Source organism: Prauserella endophytica (assembly GCF_005146945.1).
Classification (GTDB): Bacteria; Actinomycetota; Actinomycetes; order Mycobacteriales; family Pseudonocardiaceae; genus Prauserella_A; species Prauserella_A endophytica.
Genome location: NZ_SWMS01000007.1, coordinates 41,374 through 60,870, shown reverse-complemented (window position 1 = coordinate 60,870; position 19,497 = coordinate 41,374). Strand labels below are relative to the sequence as shown.

18 protein-coding genes are annotated in these 19,497 nt (G+C 73.1%); 14 read left to right on the top strand and 4 right to left on the bottom strand.

Features of this window, described 5'->3' with window-relative positions; genetic code table 11:
* The first annotated feature begins 77 nt into the window (after window positions 1-77).
* Entirely contained in the window at window positions 78-1,532 is a 1,455-nt protein-coding gene (gene styD / locus FCN18_RS14700) for a phenylacetaldehyde dehydrogenase StyD (protein ID WP_137095363.1), read from the top strand.
* 38 nt (window positions 1,533-1,570) lie between these two features.
* Window positions 1,571-2,695 carry an NDMA-dependent alcohol dehydrogenase gene (locus FCN18_RS14695; protein ID WP_112267376.1) on the top strand — a complete coding sequence of 375 codons (1,125 nt, stop codon included), beginning with the start codon at window positions 1,571-1,573 and terminating at the stop codon, window positions 2,693-2,695.
* Window positions 2,696-2,770: 75 nt separating this feature from the next.
* Here the strand turns inward: FCN18_RS14695 and FCN18_RS14690 are convergent, their stop codons facing one another.
* Both FCN18_RS14690 and paaK read right to left on the bottom strand, forming a co-directional pair.
* Window positions 2,771-3,388 (bottom strand): TetR/AcrR family transcriptional regulator, encoded by a 618-nt coding sequence (locus FCN18_RS14690; protein WP_112267374.1) that lies wholly within the window; start codon window positions 3,386-3,388, stop codon window positions 2,771-2,773.
* A gap of 22 nt (window positions 3,389-3,410) precedes the next feature.
* The gene (gene paaK, locus FCN18_RS14685; protein ID WP_113643895.1) at window positions 3,411-4,757 is read right to left on the bottom strand and encodes a phenylacetate--CoA ligase PaaK; all 1,347 of its coding nucleotides are present in this window, start codon (window positions 4,755-4,757) and stop codon (window positions 3,411-3,413) included.
* 136 nt (window positions 4,758-4,893) lie between these two features.
* On the opposite strand from paaK, the gene FCN18_RS14680 reads away from it, so the two are divergent.
* The gene (locus tag FCN18_RS14680) at window positions 4,894-6,114 is read left to right on the top strand and encodes a thiolase family protein (protein ID WP_113643896.1); all 1,221 of its coding nucleotides are present in this window, start codon (window positions 4,894-4,896) and stop codon (window positions 6,112-6,114) included.
* On the opposite strand, the gene FCN18_RS14675 is transcribed toward FCN18_RS14680, so the two are convergent.
* Entirely contained in the window at window positions 6,111-6,896 is a 786-nt protein-coding gene (locus FCN18_RS14675; RefSeq protein ID WP_112267368.1) for an enoyl-CoA hydratase/isomerase family protein, read from the bottom strand. The genes FCN18_RS14680 and FCN18_RS14675 overlap by 4 nt on opposite strands.
* A 55-nt stretch (window positions 6,897-6,951) precedes the next feature.
* Here FCN18_RS14675 and paaZ point away from each other — a divergent pair, with 55 nt between their 5' ends.
* The 10 genes from paaZ (at window position 6,952) to FCN18_RS14620 (ending at window position 17,780) form a co-directional block, all read left to right on the top strand.
* Window positions 6,952-9,000, top strand: a complete 2,049-nt coding sequence (gene paaZ, locus FCN18_RS14670) for a phenylacetic acid degradation bifunctional protein PaaZ (protein WP_137095362.1) — start codon at window positions 6,952-6,954, stop codon at window positions 8,998-9,000.
* Window positions 8,997-9,932 carry a 1,2-phenylacetyl-CoA epoxidase subunit PaaA gene (paaA, locus tag FCN18_RS14665; protein WP_113643898.1) on the top strand — a complete coding sequence of 312 codons (936 nt, stop codon included), beginning with the start codon at window positions 8,997-8,999 and terminating at the stop codon, window positions 9,930-9,932. Before paaZ ends, paaA begins: the two co-directional genes overlap by 4 nt.
* On the top strand, window positions 9,929-10,213 hold the full coding sequence (gene paaB / locus FCN18_RS14660) for a 1,2-phenylacetyl-CoA epoxidase subunit PaaB (RefSeq protein WP_112267363.1): 285 nt from the start codon (window positions 9,929-9,931) through the stop codon (window positions 10,211-10,213). Before paaA ends, paaB begins: the two co-directional genes overlap by 4 nt.
* Before the next feature lie 7 nt (window positions 10,214-10,220).
* Window positions 10,221-11,102, top strand: a complete 882-nt coding sequence (gene paaC / locus FCN18_RS14655) for a 1,2-phenylacetyl-CoA epoxidase subunit PaaC (protein ID WP_112267361.1) — start codon at window positions 10,221-10,223, stop codon at window positions 11,100-11,102.
* Complete coding sequence (paaD, locus tag FCN18_RS14650) at window positions 11,096-11,584, top strand: 1,2-phenylacetyl-CoA epoxidase subunit PaaD (protein WP_137095361.1); 489 nt, start codon at window positions 11,096-11,098, stop codon at window positions 11,582-11,584. Before paaC ends, paaD begins: the two co-directional genes overlap by 7 nt.
* A 1-nt stretch (window position 11,585) precedes the next feature.
* Window positions 11,586-12,668: a 1,2-phenylacetyl-CoA epoxidase subunit PaaE gene (paaE, locus tag FCN18_RS14645; protein WP_137095360.1), complete on the top strand. Its 1,083-nt coding sequence runs from the start codon at window positions 11,586-11,588 to the stop codon at window positions 12,666-12,668.
* A 63-nt stretch (window positions 12,669-12,731) separates the two neighbouring features.
* Window positions 12,732-13,673: a sensor histidine kinase gene (locus FCN18_RS14640; protein WP_113643901.1), complete on the top strand. Its 942-nt coding sequence runs from the start codon at window positions 12,732-12,734 to the stop codon at window positions 13,671-13,673.
* A 413-nt stretch (window positions 13,674-14,086) separates the two neighbouring features.
* Window positions 14,087-14,923, top strand: coding sequence for a dihydropteroate synthase (gene folP, locus FCN18_RS14630; protein WP_137095479.1), 837 nt, complete (start codon window positions 14,087-14,089; stop codon window positions 14,921-14,923).
* Between the two features lie 17 nt (window positions 14,924-14,940).
* Entirely contained in the window at window positions 14,941-16,413 is a 1,473-nt protein-coding gene (locus tag FCN18_RS14625; protein ID WP_228713957.1) for a CoA transferase, read from the top strand.
* Window positions 16,410-17,780 (top strand): amidohydrolase family protein, encoded by a 1,371-nt coding sequence (locus FCN18_RS14620; RefSeq protein ID WP_170200559.1) that lies wholly within the window; start codon window positions 16,410-16,412, stop codon window positions 17,778-17,780. The genes FCN18_RS14625 and FCN18_RS14620 overlap by 4 nt, the downstream gene beginning before the upstream one ends.
* Here FCN18_RS14620 and FCN18_RS14615 read toward each other — a convergent pair.
* Window positions 17,765-18,367, bottom strand: a complete 603-nt coding sequence (locus FCN18_RS14615; RefSeq protein WP_112267351.1) for a TetR/AcrR family transcriptional regulator — start codon at window positions 18,365-18,367, stop codon at window positions 17,765-17,767. The genes FCN18_RS14620 and FCN18_RS14615 overlap by 16 nt on opposite strands.
* Before the next feature lie 46 nt (window positions 18,368-18,413).
* On the opposite strand from FCN18_RS14615, the gene FCN18_RS14610 reads away from it, so the two are divergent.
* Entirely contained in the window at window positions 18,414-19,481 is a 1,068-nt protein-coding gene (locus FCN18_RS14610; protein WP_137095358.1) for an enoyl-CoA hydratase/isomerase family protein, read from the top strand.
* The last annotated feature ends 16 nt before the right edge of the window (window positions 19,482-19,497 follow it).

Below are 19,497 nucleotides of genomic sequence, written 5' to 3'. Positions count from 1 at the left end.
GTGGTCACCGCCGCGCGCATGCTCGGCACCGGCGTCCCGTCCGGGCCGCGGTCAGCGCAGATCGGCAAGGAGAACCCGTGACCAGCACCGACACCCTTCCCCACCGGTTGTTCGTGGCAGGCGAGTGGCGAGACGGGGGCGGCGGCACGTTCGCCGACCTCAACCCGGCCACCGAGGAGAAGCTCACCGACGTCGCCGCCGCGTCGGCGGAGGATGTCGACGCCGCGGTCGCCGCCGCCCGCGCCCAGCTCTCCGGCGATTGGGCCGCGCTGCCCGGCTCGCAGCGGGGGAAGATCCTGAACCGCGTCGCCGAGCTCATCGAGCGCGACGCCGACACGCTGGCCCGCCTGGAGGCCATGGACGTCGGCAAGCCGCTCGCGCAGCCGTCCATGCTGGACATCCCCAACGCGGCGCGCACTTTCCGGCACTTCGCCGGGTGGGCCGACAAGATCACCGGGCAGGTCGTGCCCACCGATGGCTACCTGGGCAGGCCCACGCACTCCTACACCCGCCGCGAGCCGGTGGGCGTCATCGGCGCGATCATCCCGTGGAACACGCCGCTGATGATCGCCGCGTGGAAGCTCGCGCCCGCACTGGCGGCGGGCAACACCGTGGTCGTGAAGCCGCCGGAGGACGCGCCGCTGTCGATCCTGCACCTGGCGGCACTGCTGCAGGAGGCCGGCCTTCCCGACGGCGTGGTGAGCGTGCTGCCCGGCCTCGGCCCGGTGGCGGGCCAGGCGCTGGTGGACCACCCGGGCGTCGACAAGATCAGCTTCACCGGCAGCCCCGAGGTGGGCCGCCAGATCGCGATGGCGGCCGCGTCGTCGTTCAAGCGGATCACGCTCGAGCTGGGCGGCAAGTCGCCGCAGATCGTCCTGCCCGACGCCGAGCTCGAGGCCGCCGTCGCCGGCACCGCGATGGGCCTGTTCTTCAACCAGGGCGAGGTCTGCGCGGCGGGCACGCGCGTACTGGTCCACCGCTCGCGCTACGCCGAGGTGGTGGAGGCGCTCGCGGCCGCCGCGGCGCAGCAGGTGCTCGGCGACCCGCTCGACCCGGCCACCACGATGGGCGCGCTGGTGAACAAGAAGCAGCAGGAGCGCGTGCTCGGCTACATCGAGAAGGGCCGCTCGGAGGGAGCCCGGATCGTCGCGGGCGGCAGCCGTCCCGACGGGGCCGGGTTCTTCGTGCAGCCCACCATCTTCGCCGACGTGGACAACGACATGACGATCGCGCGCGAGGAGATCTTCGGCCCGGTCGGTTCCGTGATCCCCTTCGACGAGCCCGAGGAGGCGATCCGGATCGCCAACGACACCAGCTACGGGCTCGCCGCGACGCTGTGGACCAGGGACGTCGCCGCCGCGCACACGCTCGCCGCGCAGGTGCGTGCCGGTGCGGTCGGCGTCAACGGCTGGGCGCCGATCGACGCCGCCCTTCCGTGGGGCGGCATGAAGACCAGCGGCATCGGCCGCGAGCTCGGCTGGAGCGGCATCCTCGCCAACACCGAGGAGAAGGTCGTCACGGTCGTCCTCTGAGGACACTACGGACCCATTCAGCTCAAGGAGGAGCGAACATGCCCATCACCACCCGTGTCGCACTCGTGCGCGGCGCGCCCGGCACCTACGAGACCGCCACCGTGGAGCTCGACGACCCGCGCCAGGGCGAGGTGACCGTCAAGCTCGCCGCCTCGGGGCTGTGCCACTCGGACGACCACGTCGCCACCGGCGACGTGCCCGTGGCCGTCTACCCGTATGTGGGCGGCCACGAGGGCGCCGGCGTGATCACCGCCGTCGGCCCGGACACGCCCGGCTACGAGGTCGGCGACCACGTGGTGTTCTCGTTCCTGCCGGCGTGCGGCAAGTGCGAGTTCTGCGCGCAGGGCCTGTCGAACCTGTGCGACCTCGGCGCGTCCCTGCTCACCGGCGCCCGCGCCGACGACCCCACGAGCTTCCGGATGACCGAGAACGGCAACCCGGTGGGGCAGCAGTGCGGCATCTCGACCTTCGCGGAGTACACGACCGCGTCGGTCGACTCCGTGGTCAAGATCGGCAAGGACATCCCGCTCAAGGCGGCGGCGCTGGTCGGCTGTGGCGTGCCGACCGGCTGGGGCTCGGCGGTCAACTCGGCCAACATCCGGCCGGGCGCCACCGTGATCGTCATGGGCATCGGCGGCATCGGAGCCAACGCGCTGCAGGGAGCCGCGCACGCGGGAGCGACGACCGTCATCGCGGTGGACCCTGTGCCGTTCAAGCGGGAACAGGCCAAGCTCTTCGGCGCCACGCACGCCTACGCGACGATCGAGGAGGCCGCCGACTTCGCCCGCTCGCTCACCAACGGACAGGGCGCCGACGCCACGATCGTCACGATCGGCGTGGTCAAAGGAGAGCACGTCGGTGAGGCGCTGGCGTCGATCCGCAAGGCGGGCACCGTCGTCCTCACCGGACTCGGCGACATCACCGCGGCCGGCGCGCCGATCGCGCTCGGCGACCTGACCCTGATGCAGAAGCGGTTGCAGGGCTCGCTGTTCGGCGAGTCCAACCCTCGGCACGACATCCCGAACCTGCTGCGCATGTACCAGGCCGGCCAGCTGAAGCTCGACGAGCTGGTGACCCGTGAGTACACGTTGGACCAGGTGGCCGAGGCGTACGAGGACATGCACGCGGGCCGCAACATCCGCGGCGTGATCGTCTTCGACTAGGCGACCGCAGTGAAGGCCACCTTCCCTGCGTTCAACGCAGGGAAGGTGGCCTTCACTGCAGAAGGGGGTACGGGTTCAGGCCTCGCCGCGCACGCGCAGGCCGTCGAAGGCGACCGTGGCCACCATGCCGGCCAGTTCGGGCGCGCGCAGCCCACCCCGGGGGCGGTACCACTCGATGAGCGAGTTGACCATGCCGAACAGCAGCCGGGCGGCGGTGGCCGGATCGACGTCGGCACGCAGGTCGCCGTCGGCGATCGCCTTGCCAACCAGGTCGGTGACGATGTGGTCGAACTCGCGCCTTCGCGCGAGCGCGTCGCGCTCCACCTTGGTGTTGCCGCGCACGCGCAGCAGCAGCGTGACGAACGGCAGCTGGTCCACCAGCACCGCGACGCTGCCGCGCACGAGGTGCTCGAGCCGGTCGATCGCGCGCCCCTCGACGGTGTCCAGTTTGTCCACCTCGGCGAACAGGCCGTCCAGCGCTCGGTTCACGGCCAGCCGTAGCAGCTCCTGCTTGCTGGGCACGTGGTGGTAGATCGCGGACTTGGTGATGCCGAGCTTGCGGGAAAGATCCTCCATGCTCGTGCCGTCGTAGCCGCGCTCGTTGAACAGCTTGACCGCCACCGCCAGCAAGGACTCGAGGTCGTAGCCCGGCCTGCCGCGCTTGGCCGGCCGGTTCGGCGAGGTGTCGGTCATGGCCGCATTATCCCAGGTCCGCTCAGGCGGGCGGCCGCTGGTCGACCACCCGGCGCAGTTTGCCCACCGACCGTTCGAGGGTCTCCGGGTCGACCACCTCCACACCGACGCTCACGCCGACACCGTCCTTGACCCTGGCCGCGATCTCGCGAGCCGCGTCCGCGCGGCGCTCGGCGGTGGTGTCGCCGTGTGCCTCCACCACGACGGTCAGGTTGTCCATGCGGTCGCGGCGCGTGAGCTTGATCTGGAAGTGCGGGGCGAGTCCCGCCGTGCCGAGCACGATCTCCTCGATCTGGGTGGGGAAGACGTTGACGCCACGCAGGATGATCATGTCGTCGCTGCGGCCGGTGACCTTGTCCATGCGGCGGAACGCCGGGCGCGCGGTGCCGGGCCGCAGCGTGGTGAGGTCACGGGTGCGGTAGCGGATGATCGGCATCGCCTGCTTGGTGAGCGAGGTGAACAGCAGCTCGCCGCCCTCGCCGTCGGGCAGCACCGTGCCCTCGATGGGGTCGACGACCTCGGGGTAGAAGTGGTCCTCCCAGACGTGCAGGCCGTCCTTGGTCTCCACGCACTCCTGCGCCACACCGGGACCCATCACCTCGGACAGCCCGTAGATGTCCGCGGCGTCGAGGTCCATGCGCTCCTCGATCTCGCGGCGCATCTGCTCCGTCCACGGCTCGGCGCCGAAGATGCCGACGCGAAGGGAGCTGGTGCGCGGGTCGATGCCCTGCCGTTCGAACTCGTCGAGCAGCGTGAGCATGTACGACGGCGTGACCATGATGATCTCGGGACGGAAGTCGGTGATGATCTGCACCTGCCGCGCGGTCATGCCGCCCGACGCGGGGATCGCGGTGCAGCCGAGTTTCTCGACGCCGTAGTGGGCGCCGAGCCCGCCGGTGAACAGACCGTAGCCGTACGCCACGTGCACCTTGTGGCCTGGCCGCCCGCCCGCGGCGAAGATCGAGCGGGCCATCACTGTCGCCCACGTGTCGATGTCGTCCTCGGTGTAGCCGACGACGGTGGGCTTGCCGGTGGTGCCGCTGGAGGCGTGGATGCGGCGCACCTGGTCCTGTGGGACGGCGAACATTCCGAACGGGTAGTTGTCGCGCAGGTCGTGCTTGGTGGTGCAGGGGAACTTCGCGAGATCGGCCAGCTCGCGGCAGTCGGAGGGATGCACGCCGGCCTCGTCGAACTTCCGGCGGTAGAAGGGCACGTTCTCGTAAGCGTGGCGGAGTGTCCACTGTAGACGCTCGAGCTGGATCGCGCGCAGCTCGTCGACGCTCGTCCGCTCGGCGGGTGACAAGTCGTCGACGGCCGGGGCGGTGCCCAGTCGCCGGGTGCTCGGCACTTCGCTGTGCGTGGTGGTCATGCTCGGGAACTCCTCCGCGTGGCGGGTGTGACCCCGGACTCCGGAGCCTGCGCCGCCTTGCTAACTGACCGAATGGACGGTTATTAATGGCACTTCAGTAAAGGTCAGCGCGTAAGTGGATGTCAAGAGGAGAGCCATGTCCGAGGTGTTCGTGGTCGATGGGGTCCGTACCGCACAGGGGCGGTACGGCGGGGCGCTGGCCGGGGTGCGACCCGACGACCTCGCCGGGCACGTCGTGGCCGAGGCGCTGCGGCGGGCAGGCGTCGACGGCGAGGCGGTGGACGAGGTGATCCTCGGCGCCGCCAACCAGGCCGGCGAGGACAACCGCAACGTCGCCCGCATGGCCGCACTGCTGGCGGGGCTGCCCGACGAGGTGCCCGGCTACACCGTCAACCGCCTGTGCGCCAGCGGGCTCACCGCCGTCGCGACCGCGGCGGCGACGATCCGCGCCGGCGAGGCCGACGTCGTGGTGGCGGGCGGCGTCGAGTCGATGACGCGTGCGCCGTGGGTGATGGCCAAGCCGGGCACGCCGTGGGCGCGCCCGGGCGAGGTGGCCGACACGTCGCTGGGCTGGCGCTTCACCAACCCGGAGTTCACCGCCCACGACCGCGCCGTCGCGCCGGGCGCGGGCCCGGACGTGCGCAAGGTGACGCTGCCGATGGGGGAGACGGCCGAGGAGGTCGCCCTGCTCGACGGGCTCGAGCGCCGGGAGTGCGACGAGTTCGCCCTGCGCAGCCACCAGCGGGCCATCGCGGCGATCGACGCCGGCCGCTTCGCCGGCGAGATCGTGCCCGTGCCCGTCGGCGACGGCGAGTTCGCCGTCGACGAGGGGCCGCGGAGGGGGACCACGCTGGACAAGCTCGGCTCGCTGCGCCCGGTGTTCCGCAAGGACGGGATCGTCACGGCCGGCTCCTCCTCGCCGCTGTCCGACGGCGCCGCCGCGCTCGTGCTCGCCGGTGAGGAGGCCGTCCGCCGGCACGGGCTCACGCCGAGGGCTCGCGTGGTCGCCGGGGCGAGCGCGGGCGTCGCCCCGCACCTGATGGGTCTCGGGCCCGTCCCCGCGACGGAGAAGCTCCTGCGCCGCACCGGGCTCGGCGTCGCCGACCTCGATGCCGTGGAGCTCAACGAGGCTTTCGCCGCGCAGAGCCTCGCGGTGCTGCGGCGGCTCAAGCTCGACGAGGAGCGCGTCAACGCCGACGGCGGCGCGATCGCCCTAGGGCATCCGCTCGGCTGCTCGGGGGCCCGCCTCGTGGTCACCCTCCTCGGCAGGCTGGAGCGCGAGCAGGGCAGGCGCGGGCTCGCCACGCTCTGCGTCGGCGTCGGTCAGGGCGTCGCGCTGCTCGTCGAACGCGTCTAGTGACCTGCGAAGGTCGGCTTCTCCTTGGCGAGGAACGCCTCGACGGCTCCGCGGTGGTCGGCGGTGAGGCCAAGCCGGGCCTGCGCCGCCCCCTCCGTGGTGAGCGCGTCGGCGAGCGGGAACGCCGAGGCCAGCGCGCGCTTGGCCTCGGCGTAGGCCAGAGTCGGGCCCCCGGCGAGGCGGGCGGCCAGCCTGGCGGCCTCTCCCGCCAGCTCGGCCGCGGGCACCACGCGGCCCGCGATGCCCCAGTCGCGCGCCTGCTCCGCGGTGAACGGCTCGGCGAGCAGGATCAGCTCGCTCGCCCTCGCGACGCCGACGGCCCGCGCCAGTGTGGCGGACAGGCCCGAGTCGGGGGCCAGGCCGATGCCGGTGAAGGCCGTGCCGAAGCGGGCCGTGTCGGCCACCACGCGCACGTCGCACGCGAGCGCGAGCCCGAGCCCCGCGCCCACGCACGTGCCGTTGACGGCGGCGACCACGGGCTTCGGCATGGTCGCGAGCGCGGTCACGATCGGGTTGTAGTGCTCGTCGATGGTCGCGAACGCGGTCGCGGGGTCGGCGCGCAGCGCCTCCGCGTGCTCGGCGAGGTCCTGCCCGACGCAGAACGCCTTTCCACTGCCGGTGAGCACCACGGCCCGCACGGCGTCGTCGGCGGCGAGGCTCTCCAGCGCTTCGCGCAGCGCGGTCTTGCTCCGCCTGGTCAGCGCCGGGGTGCTCAGGGTGACCGTGGCCACCGCGTGCTCGGTTTCGACGCGGACTTCGGTGCTCCTGCTTTCGTCAGCCATGCGAGCACGCTACCATCACTTTCTGAACGTTCGGTTGGTAATTCGAGGAGGCTCGATGGGTGAGCACGCGACGGCGCTGTTGCGCAGCTACGTGAGCGGCGGGTGGCACGCCCCGTCCGGGGACGGTGCGCCGCTGCACGACGCGGTGACGGGTGAGGAGGTCGCCCGCATCTCCTCGGAGGGCATCGACATGGGTGCCGCTCTGGAGCACGGCCGCAGGGTCGGCGGCCCCGCGCTCCGGGAGCTGACGTTCCACCAGCGGGCGGCGCTGCTCAAGGCGCTCGGCGGGCACCTGCGCGAGCACCGGGACGAGCTGTACGCGCTCTCGGCGCGCACCGGCGCCACGCTCGGCGACTCGAAGTTCGACGTCGACGGCGGCATCGGCGTGCTGCTGGCCTACGCGAGCAAGGGCCGCCGCGAGCTGCCCAACGACACGGTCTACGTCGACGGCGCCGTCGAACCGCTGAGCAAGGGCGGCACGTTCGCCGGCAGGCACATCGCGACCCCGCTGCGGGGCGTCGCGGTGCAGATCAACGCCTTCAACTTCCCGGTGTGGGGGCCGCTGGAGAAGTTCGCTCCCGCGTTCCTCGCCGGGGTGCCGAGCCTGGTGAAGCCCGCGAGCCAGACGGCGTACCTGACGCAGAAGCTCGTCGAGCTGATCATCGACTCCGGCCTGCTGCCGGAGGGCACGCTGCAGCTCGTGTGCGGCGGCGCCGGTGACCTGCTCGACCACGTCACCGGCCAGGACCTCGTGTCGTTCACCGGCTCGGCCTCCACCGCGCAGCGGCTGCGCGCGCACCCGGCGATCGTGCGGCACTCGGTGCGGTTCAACGCCGAGGCCGACTCGCTGAACTGCTCGATCCTCGGCCCCGACGCGAAGCCTGGCACGGCGGAGTTCGACCTCTACGTCAAGCAGCTGGTCACCGAGATGACCGTGAAGGCGGGCCAGAAGTGCACCGCGATCCGGCGCGCGTTCGTCCCCGCCGAACTGCTGGACGACGTCGCGGAGGCCGTCAGCGCCCGGCTGGCGAAGACCACCGTCGGCAACCCGTCGAGCGAGGGCGTGCGGATGGGCGCGCTCGCGAGCCTCGAGCAGCGCGAGGAGGTACGCCGCTCGCTCAAGGGGCTCAGCGAGGCGGGTCGCCTCGTCTTCGGCGACCCCGAGCACGTGGACGTGGTCGACGCCGACGCCGAGCGCGGGGCCTTCATCTCCCCGGTCCTGCTGCGCGCCGACGACCCCGACCGCGCCGAGCCGCACGAGGTCGAGGCCTTCGGCCCCGTGTCGACGCTGATGCCCTACACGTCCACCGAGCAGGTGGTCGAGCTGGCCGCGCGCGGCCAGGGCAGCCTCGCCGGGTCGGTGGTGACCGGCGACCCGGCGTTCGCCCGCGACGTGGTGCTCGGCGTCGCGCCGTGGCACGGCAGGCTGCTGGTGCTCGACGCCGACGACGCCAAGGAGTCCACCGGGCACGGCTCGCCCTTGCCCGCGCTCGTGCACGGCGGACCCGGCCGCGCCGGCGGCGGCGAGGAGATGGGCGGCATCCGCGGCGTGCTGCACCACATGCAGCGCACCGCCGTGCAGGCCAGCCCGAAGGTCCTGTCGGCGGTCACCGGCCAGTGGGTCGCGGGCGCACCCCGGCAGGAGGGCACGCACCCCTTCCGCAAGTCGCTGGCCGAGCTGCGCGTCGGCGACACCGTGGTGGCGGGCCCGCGCCGTGTCACGCCCGAGGACATCGCCCACTTCGCCGAGTTCACCGGCGACACGTTCTACGCCCACACCGACGAGGCCGCCGCCGCGGCGAACCCGCTGTTCGGCGGGATCGTGGCGCACGGCTACCTCGTGGTGTCGTTCGCGGCCGGCCTGTTCGTCTCGCCGGAGCCGGGTCCCGTGCTCGCCAACTACGGGCTGGAGAACCTGCGGTTCCTCACGCCCGTCAAGCCCGGGGACGAGCTGACCGTGACGCTGACGTGCAAGCAGATCACCCCGCGCGAGAACGCCGACTACGGCGAGGTGCGCTGGGACACCGACGTCACCAACGCCGACGGCGAGTCGGTGGCGAAATACGACGTGCTCACCCTCGTCGCGAAGGAGGTCACGCAGTGAGCCTGGAACTGACGTTCGAGGAGACCATCGCCCGCGACCAGCGGATCGAGCCGAGGGACTGGGTGCCCGACGCCTACCGCTCGACGATGGTGCGCATGATCGCGCAGCACGCGCACTCAGAGATCATCGGCATGCAGCCAGAGGGCAACTGGATCACGCGGGCGCCGTCGTTGCGGCGCAAGGCGATCCTGCTCGCCAAGGTGCAGGACGAGGCCGGGCACGGGCTGTACCTGTACTCCGCCGCCGAGACGCTGGGCGCCGACCGCGCTGAGCTGACCGAGAAGCTCATCACCGGCGGGCAGAAGTACTCGTCGATCTTCAACTACCCGACGCTGACCTTCGCCGACGTCGGCGTGATCGGCTGGCTCGTGGACGGCGCCGCCATCTGCAACCAGGTGCCGCTGTGCCGGTCGTCGTACGGGCCCTACGCGCGGGCGATGATCCGCATCTGCAAGGAGGAGTCGTTCCACCAGCGGCAGGGCTACGAGCTGCTGATGACGATGATGCGCGGTACGCGGGGCCAGCGCGAGATGGTGCAGGAGGCGGTGAACCGCTGGTGGTGGCCGTCGCTGATGATGTTCGGCCCGCCCGACGCCGACTCGCCGCACACGGCGCAGTCGATGGCGTGGAAGGTCAAGCGGCACACCAACGACGAGCTGCGCCAGCGGTTCGTGGACATGACGGTGCCGCAGGCCGATGCGCTCGGCGTGACACTGCCCGACCCCGAGCTGAAGTGGAACGCCGCGCGCGGGCATCACGACTTCGGCGAGATCGACTGGGCCGAGTTCAAGCAGGTCGTCTCCGGCAACGGACCGTGCAACGCCCAGCGGATCGCGCACCGCAAGGCCGCGCACGACGAGGGCGCCTGGGTGCGTGAGGCAGCGGCCGCCCACGCCCGCAAGATCGACGAACGACAGGGGAGTGCGGCATGAGGAGCGAATGGCCGTTGTACGAGGTGTTCGTGCGGGGCAAGCGTGGCCTCAACCACGTGCACGTCGGCTCGCTGCACGCCGCCGACGACGAGATGGCGCTGCACCACGCGCGCGATCTCTACACGCGGCGCAACGAGGGAGTGAGCATCTGGGTGGTCAAGGCCGCCGACATCACCGCGTCCAGCCCGGACGAGAAGGACCCCTTCTTCGCGCCGAGCGGTGACAAGGTGTACCGCCACCCCACGTTCTACGACATTCCCGACCACGTCCCCCACATGTGAGCCCGCGATGTCCTTTGACAACGCCTACGAGGCGATCACCGAGGAGAACGACTCCCGCTGGGCCTTCGGCACCGGCTTCGAGGACCCGCTGTCCGGGGTCGACGCCACCGTTCCGTCCGGAGTGGACGGTGCCGACCTCGCGGCGTACTGCTTGATGCTCGGCGACGACGCGCTGATCTTCTCGCACCGGCTGCAGGAGTGGTGCACAAACGCGCCCGAGCTGGAGGACGAGGTGGCGATCGCCAACATCGGCCTCGACCTGCTCGGTCAGGCACGGTTGCTGCTGGCCCGTGCGGGCAAAGCCGAGGGCGGCGACCGGGGCGAGGACCACTACGCGTTCTTCCGCGCGGAGAACGAGTTCCGCAACGTGCGGCTGGCAGAGCTGCCGCGCGGCGACTTCGGCGAGCTGATCGCGCGTCTGCTGGTGTTCTCCACGTGGCGGCTCGCGTTGTTGCAGCGGCTCGTGGAGTCCCGCGACCCCGTGCTGGCCGCCATCGCGGCCAAGGGCGTCAAGGAGGTGACCTACCACCGCGACTACGCCGCGCAGTGGGCCGTCCGCCTCGGCGACGGCACCGAGTACTCCCGTGAGCGCATGACGGCGGGGCTGGCGTCGGTGTGGCCGTACGCGGACGAGCTGTTCACCCCGCACCCCGTGGAGCTGCGGCTCGCCGGGGCCGGTGTCGCGGTGGACCCCTCGGCGACGCGGGCGGAGTTCGACGACGTGCTCGGGCAGGTGCTGCGGGCGGCGACGCTCGAGGTTCCCGAGGCCGCCGCGATCCCCGGTGTGGCGGGCAAAGCCGGCCGCCACGGCGTGCACACCGAGGCGATGGGCTACCTGCTCGCCGAGCTGCAGAGCGTCGCGAGGGCGCACCCGGAGGCGACATGGTGACCGCACAGGCCGTCGCCTCTCGGGTGACCGACCCGGAGCTGCCGATGCTCACCCTCGCCGACCTCGGCGTGCTACGGGAGGTGTCCGAAGAGGACGGCAAGGTGGTCGTGGCGATCACCCCGACCTACAGCGGCTGCCCCGCCATGGACACGATGCGCGACGATCTCGTCCACGCGCTCCGGGCGGCCGGCTACGCCGAGGTCGAGGTGCGCACGGTGCTGCGGCCCGCGTGGTCGAGCGACTGGATCACCGAGGACGGCCGCCGCAAGCTCGCCGAGGCGGGCATCTCACCGCCCGGCGCCGCCCCGAGGCGGTCGGTGCCGGTCCCCCTCACGCTCGGCCCGCCTGCCCGGCGCGTGCGCTGCCCGCGCTGCGGGTCGGCCGAGACCGAGCGGCTCTCGGAGTTCGGTGCCACCGCGTGCAAGGCGCTGCACCGCTGCCGCGCGTGCCGCGAACCGTTCGAACACGTCAAGGAGATCTGAGTTGACCGCGAGCACGAAGTCCCGGCTGCGAGGCGAGTTCCACGCGCTGACCGTGGCCGAGGTGACGCCGCTGTGCGACGACGCGGTGGCGATCAGCTTCGACGTCCCCGGTGAGCTGGCCGAGCGCTACGCGTTCCGCGCGGGCCAGTCGCTGACGCTGCGGCGCGCGGTCGATGGCCGCGAGGAACGGCGGTCCTACTCGATCTGTGCGCCCGAGGGGGCGGCGCCGAGGATCGGCGTGCGCGAGGTGCCCGACGGCCTGTTCTCCACATGGCTGGTGCGCGACGTCCGGCCGGGCGACGTGATCGAGGTCGGCACGCCCACGGGCAGCTTCACGCCGGACCCGGCCGTGCCGGGGCACCACGTGCTGATCGCGGCGGGTTCCGGGATCACGCCCGTGCTCTCGATCGCCGCGACGGTGCTGCGCGAGCCCGACGCCACCGTGACCCTGCTGTACGGCAACCGGCGCACGGACACCGTGATGTTCGCCGACGAGCTGGCCGACCTCAAGGACCGTTACCCGGCGAGGCTGGAACTGGTGCACGTGCTCTCCCGGGAACCACGCGAGGTCGAGCTGTTCACCGGCCGGCTCGACGCGGAGAAGCTCGCCGCTCTGCGGCCTCTGCTCGGGGATCTCATGCGGGTGGACCACTGGTGGTTGTGCGGACCGTTCGAGCTGGTCACCACGGCGCAGCAGGAGCTGCGGGCCGCGGGCGTGCCCGCGGAGCGGATCCACCAGGAGCTGTTCTTCGTCGACGGCACGCCGCCCACGCCGGTCCGGCACGAGGAGGCGCCCGTCGACGGCATCGCCAGCGACGTGACGATCGTGCTCGACGGCAGGTCCACGACGGTCGCCGTGCCGCAGGACCGCTCGGTGCTCGACGGCGCCCAGCGTGCAAGGCCCGATCTGCCATTTGCCTGCAAGGGCGGCGTGTGCGGCACCTGCCGGGCCAAGGTCACCACGGGCAAGGTGGACATGCGGCGCAACTTCGCGCTCGAGGAGTCCGAAGTGGACGCCGGTTTCGTCCTCACCTGCCAGTCGCTACCGGTGTCGGAGAGGCTCACGGTCGACTTCGACGCGTGAGTGACGGCCATCACGTCCCTTGTAGAAGATGCCCCGTGCGGAGTGCGCGGATATGGTGGGGCGATGCGTGTCGGGCACGTTCACCAGGCCGGTTTCTACTCGTCCGAGGACGAGTTCCGCGCGCTGATCGTTCCGTTCGTCGAGGAAGGTCTCGCTCAGGGCGCGCCGGTGGTGATCGGCTACGACGAGCACAAGTCCGAACTGCTGCGGTCGTGGCTGGCCGACCCTTCGGGTGTCACCTTCGTCGCCGACCGGAGCGTGTACGCGAGCCCCGCCAAGGCGATCGCGGAGTACCGGCGGCTGTTCGAGCGGCACGTCGCGGAGGGCGCACGGCAGATCCGCGTCGCGGGTGACGTGCCGCATGCGGGCAACGGGGGCCGGTTCGACGGCTGGGACCGCTACGAGGCCGCGGTGAACGTGGTGTGGGACGACCTCCCCGTGCGCAGCGTCTGCCTCTACGACGCGACGACAGTCGCTCCCGAGGTGCGCGACGTGGTGGAGCGGACCCACCGGCACCTGGTGACACCCCTTGGCGGGCGCGTGCCGAGTGGGCGTTACGAGGACCCGGCGTCGTTCGTGGGACTGCCCGCCGAACCGGATCCGCTGGAGGAGACGCAGCCCCTGGTGGAGCTGGCCGACCCGGCGCCTGCCCAGGCGCGGCACGCGCTGGAACGTGTCGCGCGCTCGCAGGTGGCGGACGCCGTGGTCGACGATCTCGTGCTCGGCATCTCCGAGGCGACCAGCAACGCCCAGATCCACGGGGTGGCGCCGACAACGGTCCGGATCTGGGCGGCAGACGGGCGCGTTGTCGTGCACGTGCACGACAGCGGCCCTGGCCCGCGCGACCGGCTCGCCGGGCTCATGCCCGTCGCCGATTCCGTGACCCGCTCCGGCCTCGGGCTCTGGCTCACCCACCAGCTCGACATCGATGTCGCGCTCATCGCCGCTCCCGACGGTTTCACCGTCCGGCTCCGCGGTGGCCGAGCGCTGCCGCCACTCCGCTGACGGCTCCGCGAGTTCCCCGCTCAGGCCGGCGAGTCCCCCGCTCAGGCCGGCGAGTCCCCCGCTCAGGCCGGCGAGTTCCCCGCTTAGGCCGGCGAGTCCCCCGTTCAGGCCCGCGAGTTCCCCGCTCAGGACCGCGAGTCGTGCGCTTCAGACGACGAGTCATGCGCTCGCTCGGCTACGCGCACACCTGCCGGGACGGGCGGAAGCCGGCGGGCGCGATCCGGAACGCAGAACTCGCCGTCCGGAGCGGGGGACTCGCGGTCTGGAGCGGGGGACTCGCGGTCTGGAGCGGGGGACTCGCGTGCGGGGGTGCACGACTCGCGCGGGCATACTCGGTTTGGTCGTCCGCAACGTCGCAAGGAAGTGGTATGGAAGGCGTCACGCCGCGCGAGATCCGGTTCCGGGGCCGTCCGATGAGGCGGGACCGCCCGCTGGTGATGGCGATTGTCAACCGCACACCCGACTCGTTCTACGACCGGGGCGCCACGTACGGCACCGGCGAGGCCATGGCGGCCGTCGAACGGGCCGTCGAGGGCGGCGCGGACATCATCGACATCGGCGGCGTCAAGGCCGGACCCGGCAGCGACGTCGACGTGGCCGAGGAGAGCCGCCGCGTCGTGCCCTTCGTCGCGGAGGTGCGCGCCCGTTTCCCCGAGCTCGTCATCAGTGTCGACACCTGGCGCCACGAGATCGGCAGGCTCGCCTGCCAGGAGGGCGCCGACCTGCTCAACGACACGTGGGCCGGTGCGGACCCACGGCTCGCCGACGTGGCCGCCGAGTTCGGCGCGGGCTACGTCTGCTCCCACACCGGCGGCGCCGTGCCACGCACCCGCCCGCACCGGGTCACCTACCCCCAGCTGGTCGCCGACGTCGTCGACGAGGTCACCCGGCGAGCGGGCGAGCTGGTGGCCCGCGGGGTGCCCGCCGAGGGCATCCTCATCGACCCGACCCACGACTTCGGCAAGAACACGTGGCACTCGCTCACGCTCACGCGCGAGATCGGCAGGCTCGTCGCCACCGGCTGGCCCGTGCTGGTCGCGCTGTCCAACAAGGACTTCGTGGGCGAGTCGCTCGGCGCCGACGTGGGGGAGCGGCTGTACGGCACGCTCGCCGCCACGGCCGTGTGCGCGTGGGAGGGCGTGGCGGTGTTCCGGGCCCACAACGTCGCCGAGACGTGCCAGACGCTGGACATGGTCTCGGTGATCAAGGGCACCAGGCAGCCCGCCATGGTGCTCAGGGGTCTGCGCTGACCGGGCAGAATCGGGGCATGCGGGGCCTGGTTGCACAGCGGAGCGGCGGCCCGCTGACGGGAATGCGGGTGGCGGTGACGGGCGAAGGGCCCGCGCTCCGCCACGCCGCGCGCCTGCTCGCCGCCGCCGGTGCCACGGTCCTGCCCGCACCGGACGACGACGTCGACGGCGTCCTCGACGCGACCGGCACCGGCCACGACGGAGCCGTCGTCCGCACCGAGGACACCAGCGCGGCCGGGGACTGGGCGGCCTCCGGCGCGCTGGCGCTCACCGGCCGCCGCGACGGCCCGCCGCTCGCGGCTCCCGGCATCCCGGCGAGCGCCGCCCGGGGTGCTCTGCTGGCCACCGAGCTGCTCGCCCGCATCGCAGGCTCGCCGGTGACCCTGCCCGGAGCCGAGGTGCTCTCCGAGCGCGCCGCGCTGGCCGGGCTGCGCCGGGACGCTCCCCGGTCGGCGGGCGGTGCGCTGCGGCTGCTGCGCACCGCCGACGGCTGGCTCGGCGTCAACGTCGCCAGGGCCTCCGACGCCGAGCTGCTCCCGGCGTGGCTGGAAGCGCCCGTGCCACTCGACGACCCGTGGCCGATGCTGGCCGAGCTGGTCGCCGAGCGGGCCGCCGCGCCGCTGGCCGAGCGCGCCCGCCTGCTGGGCCTGCCGGTCGGCGCCCATCCGGCTCCCGCCGACGAGCAGCTCGCGGCGCGCGGGCAGACCGCACCCGTCTCGCCCCTCGTGCTCAACGGCGAGGTGCGTCGCGCGGTGGGCGGCGGTGGGTACGAGCCGCGCAGGCGGGCGTGGACGCTGGAGCCCACGCTCGTGGTCGACCTGTCGTCGCTGTGGGCGGGCCCGCTGTGCGGGCACCTGCTGACGTTGCTCGGCGCACGCGTGATCAAGGTCGAGAGCACCCACCGCCCCGACGGAGCCCGCTACGGCTCCGCCGCCTTCTACGACCTGCTGCACGGCGGGCAGGAGTCGGTGGCGCTCGACTTCGGCACACCCGAGGGCAGGACCGCGCTCGCCGGGCTGGTGGGGGCCGCCGACATCGTGATCGAGGGGTCACGGCCACGGGCTCTGTGCCAGCTGGGCGTGGTCGCGGAGGACGTGCTGGCGAACGCGCGGGCCGGGTGCTGGGTGAGCATCACGGCCTACGGCCGCACGGGTCCGTGGGACAACGCCGTCGGCTTCGGCGACGACGCCGCGATCGCGGGCGGGCTGGTGGCCTTCGACCGGGACACCGGAACGCCCGCGCCGTGCGGGGACGCCATCGCCGATCCGCTCACGGGTGTCCACGCCGCTTTCGCGGCGGTGGCCTGCCGCCTCGGCGGCGGCACGTGGCTGGCCGACCTGGCCCTGCGGGAGCAGGCCGCGGCGACCGTGTGCGCGGCGCCCGCGGAGCCCGCCGCGGAGGTGACCCCCGTGCCGAGGCGCCCCGAGCGGCCCGCGCCCGCGCTGGGTGAGCACACCGCCGCGGTCCTCCATGAGCTGGGGCTGGCGTGAGCGGGCTGCTGGTGCGGGATGGGGAGGTCGGCGGACGGCGCGTGGACGTGCGCGTCGCCGGTGGGTGCGTCACCGCGATCGGGACGCTGCGGCCCGAGCCGGGGGAGACGGTGCTCGACGCGGCTGGGGGCGCGGTGTTGCCTGGCCTGCACGACCACCACCTGCATCTGCTGGCGCTGGCGGCGGCGCGGGAGTCGGTGCGTTGCGGCCCGCCCGAGGTCACGAGCCTCGATGAGCTCGCGGTGGTGCTGCGGGCCGCGCCCGGCGAGTGGGTCCGCGGCGTCGGCTACCACGAGAGCGTCGCCGGGATCCTGGACCGGACGGTGCTCGACCGGCTCGAGCCGGGCAGGCCGGTGCGCGTGCAGCACCGGGGCGGCGCGCTGTGGATGCTCAACTCGCAAGCCCTCGCCGCGCTGCGGCTGCGCGACGAGCCTGGCGTCGAGCTGGGCCCCGGCGGGGAGCCCACCGGGCGGGTGTGGCGGGCCGACGCGCTGCTGCGCGAACGCCTCGGCGCGTCCCCGCCCCCTGACCTGGCGGCCGTGGGGAAACGGCTTGCGGCGCTGGGCATCACCGGGGTCACCGACGCGACGCCGCGCCTCGACGACGACACCGTGGCGCTGCTCGCCGGAGGAGCGCTGCCACAGCGCCTGCACCTGCTCGGGGCGCCCGCCGGGGCCGTCCTGCCGGAGCGCGTGACGGTGGGCCCGCACAAGATCCTGCCGCCCGACCACGTGCCGCCCGACTGGGACGCGCTGCACGCCGAGGTCACCGCGGCGCACGCGGTGGGAAGGGCCGTGGCGATCCACGCCGTCACGCGCGAGTCGCTGGTGGTGGCCCTCGCCGTGCTGGCCGAGGCAGGCCCGCTGCCCGGCGACCGGATCGAGCACGCCGCGATCGTGGGCGACGACCTGCTGCCGCTGCTGGCCCGGACGGGGCCGGTGGTGGTGACCCAGCCGGGGTTCGTCGCCGAGCGGGGTGAGGAGTACCGCCGCGACCTGCCCGAGGCCGAGCACACCGAGCTGTACCGCTACGCGAGCCTGCGGCGCGCCGGGATCCGCGTGGCGCCCAGCAGCGACGCGCCGTTCGCGAGCGAGGACCCGTGGCGCACGATCGCGTCCGCCGTGCACCGCCGCACGGCCGGTGGCGCCGTGGTGGGCGAAGGCGAGCGGGTGGCGGCGGGGGAGGTGCTCGCGGGCCTGCTTGCGCCGCTGGAGGATCCGGGTGGGGCACCGAGGCGGGTGGCGGTGGGCGTCCCCGGGGACCTGTGTGTGTTGCGGGTGCCGGTGGACGTGGCGTTGCGGGAGCCGGGCGCCGGGGCGGTGCGGGCGACGGTGTGCCGCGGCGCGCTCGTCTACGACGCGGGCTGAGGCACCGCCCCGAGCGCGCGCAGGGCGAAGCGCGTGACCTCGGCCGCGGCGTCGTCGGCGCTCATCGTGGACGCGCCCGAGAGCAGTTCGGTGAACGTCTCCTGCAGCGCGGCCCGGATGGCCTTCGCGTCCGGTTCGGGATCGGTCAGCGGGAACGAGCCGTCGTCGCGGCCCCGGCGCAGGATCTCCGCCAGCGCCGCCTGGTGCGCCGTCGCCGCGCGCGCCGCCTCCGCCGTGAAACCCCTGGCACTGGCCAGGTCCGGGGAACCCAGCAACATCACGCGCCGCCCTTCGCGCGCCTCGGTCGCCACCCGCAGCATGCCCTCGACCCAGTTCGCGAGCGCCTGCCGGGGGCAGGCTGTGGCGGCGGCGTCGCGCAGCTCGGCGAGCACCCGCTCGTAGTCCCGGCGGAACATCGCCAACAGCAGCGAGTCCTTGGACCGGAAGTGCCGGTAGAACGCCCGCGTGGACAGACCCGAGGCCGCGAGGATGTCGGTCACCGACACTCCTCGCCTCTCGCCCGTCGCCAGGCAGTGCGACGCGGCTTCCATGATCCGGCCGCGTTCCGATGACTCAGTCCACGTCATGGTGTCTCCCCAGACTCGGCGGCGGCCGCGACGATACAGTCGCCGCATGGACGGCATTCCCGTGCCGCGGTGCTCGGTCGCCGACCTCGCCGAGGGCGCCGCGGCGGGGCCGCTTCTCGGCGAGAACGGCGAGGTGATCGACCCACTTCTCTTCGTGGACCTCGGCCCCGCGGACGCCGGCACGCTCGGCGCCGCCACGCACGCGGCGGCCACGGCCCACCGTGTGCTCGTCGGCGTGGTGACCGGCGAGCCGGACGAGAGGTGGCGCGGGCTGGCCCGCGCGCTCGATGTCACGCTCGTGCCCGGCGGCGCGGCCCGGCTCGGCCCCGAGTTCGCCTGCGGCGGCGACCCGGTGGCCGACGCCGCGGCCCTGCACGCGGCGGCCACGGCGTGCCCGAGGGCCACGCTCACGCTCGCGCAGGTGCTGCGTGCCACGGAACCGCTGGGCGTGCGCGCGGCGCTCGACGTCGAGTCGTTCGCCTACTCGACGTTGCTCGGCGGCGCCGAGTTCGCCCGCTGGCTCTCCGCCAGGGGCACGCGTCCGCTGCCGCCTCCCGCCGCCGAGCCCGTGCTCCTCGCCCGCGCCGACGGCCTGCTGCGGATCACGCTCAACCGTCCCGAGCGGCGCAACGCCTACGGCCGCGAACTGCGCGACGCGCTCACCGACGCGCTGCGTCTGGCCACAGTGGACGACACGATCACGCGTGTCGTGCTCGACGGCGCGGGCCCGTCGTTCTGCGCGGGCGGTGACCTCGACGAGTTCGGCACCACTCCCGACCTCGCCACCGCCCACCTCGTGCGCACGAGAGCGGGCGCCGGGCCGCTGCTGCACACGCTGGCGGAGCGCGCCGAGGTGCGCGTGCACGGCAGCTGCGTCGGCGCCGGCATCGAGCTGCCCGCGTTCGCCGGACGCGTCGTGGCGGCACCGGGGACCACGTTCCGGCTGCCCGAGGTGTCGATGGGCCTGCTCCCCGGCGCGGGCGGCACCGTGAGCATCCCGCGCCGCATCGGCCGCTGGCGCACCCTGTTCGCGGCGTTGTCCGGAGGCGCGATCGACACGGACACGGCACTGGAGTGGGGACTGGTCGACGCGGTCGAGTCCGGACCGTCCTGATCGCGCCCGTGCTCTG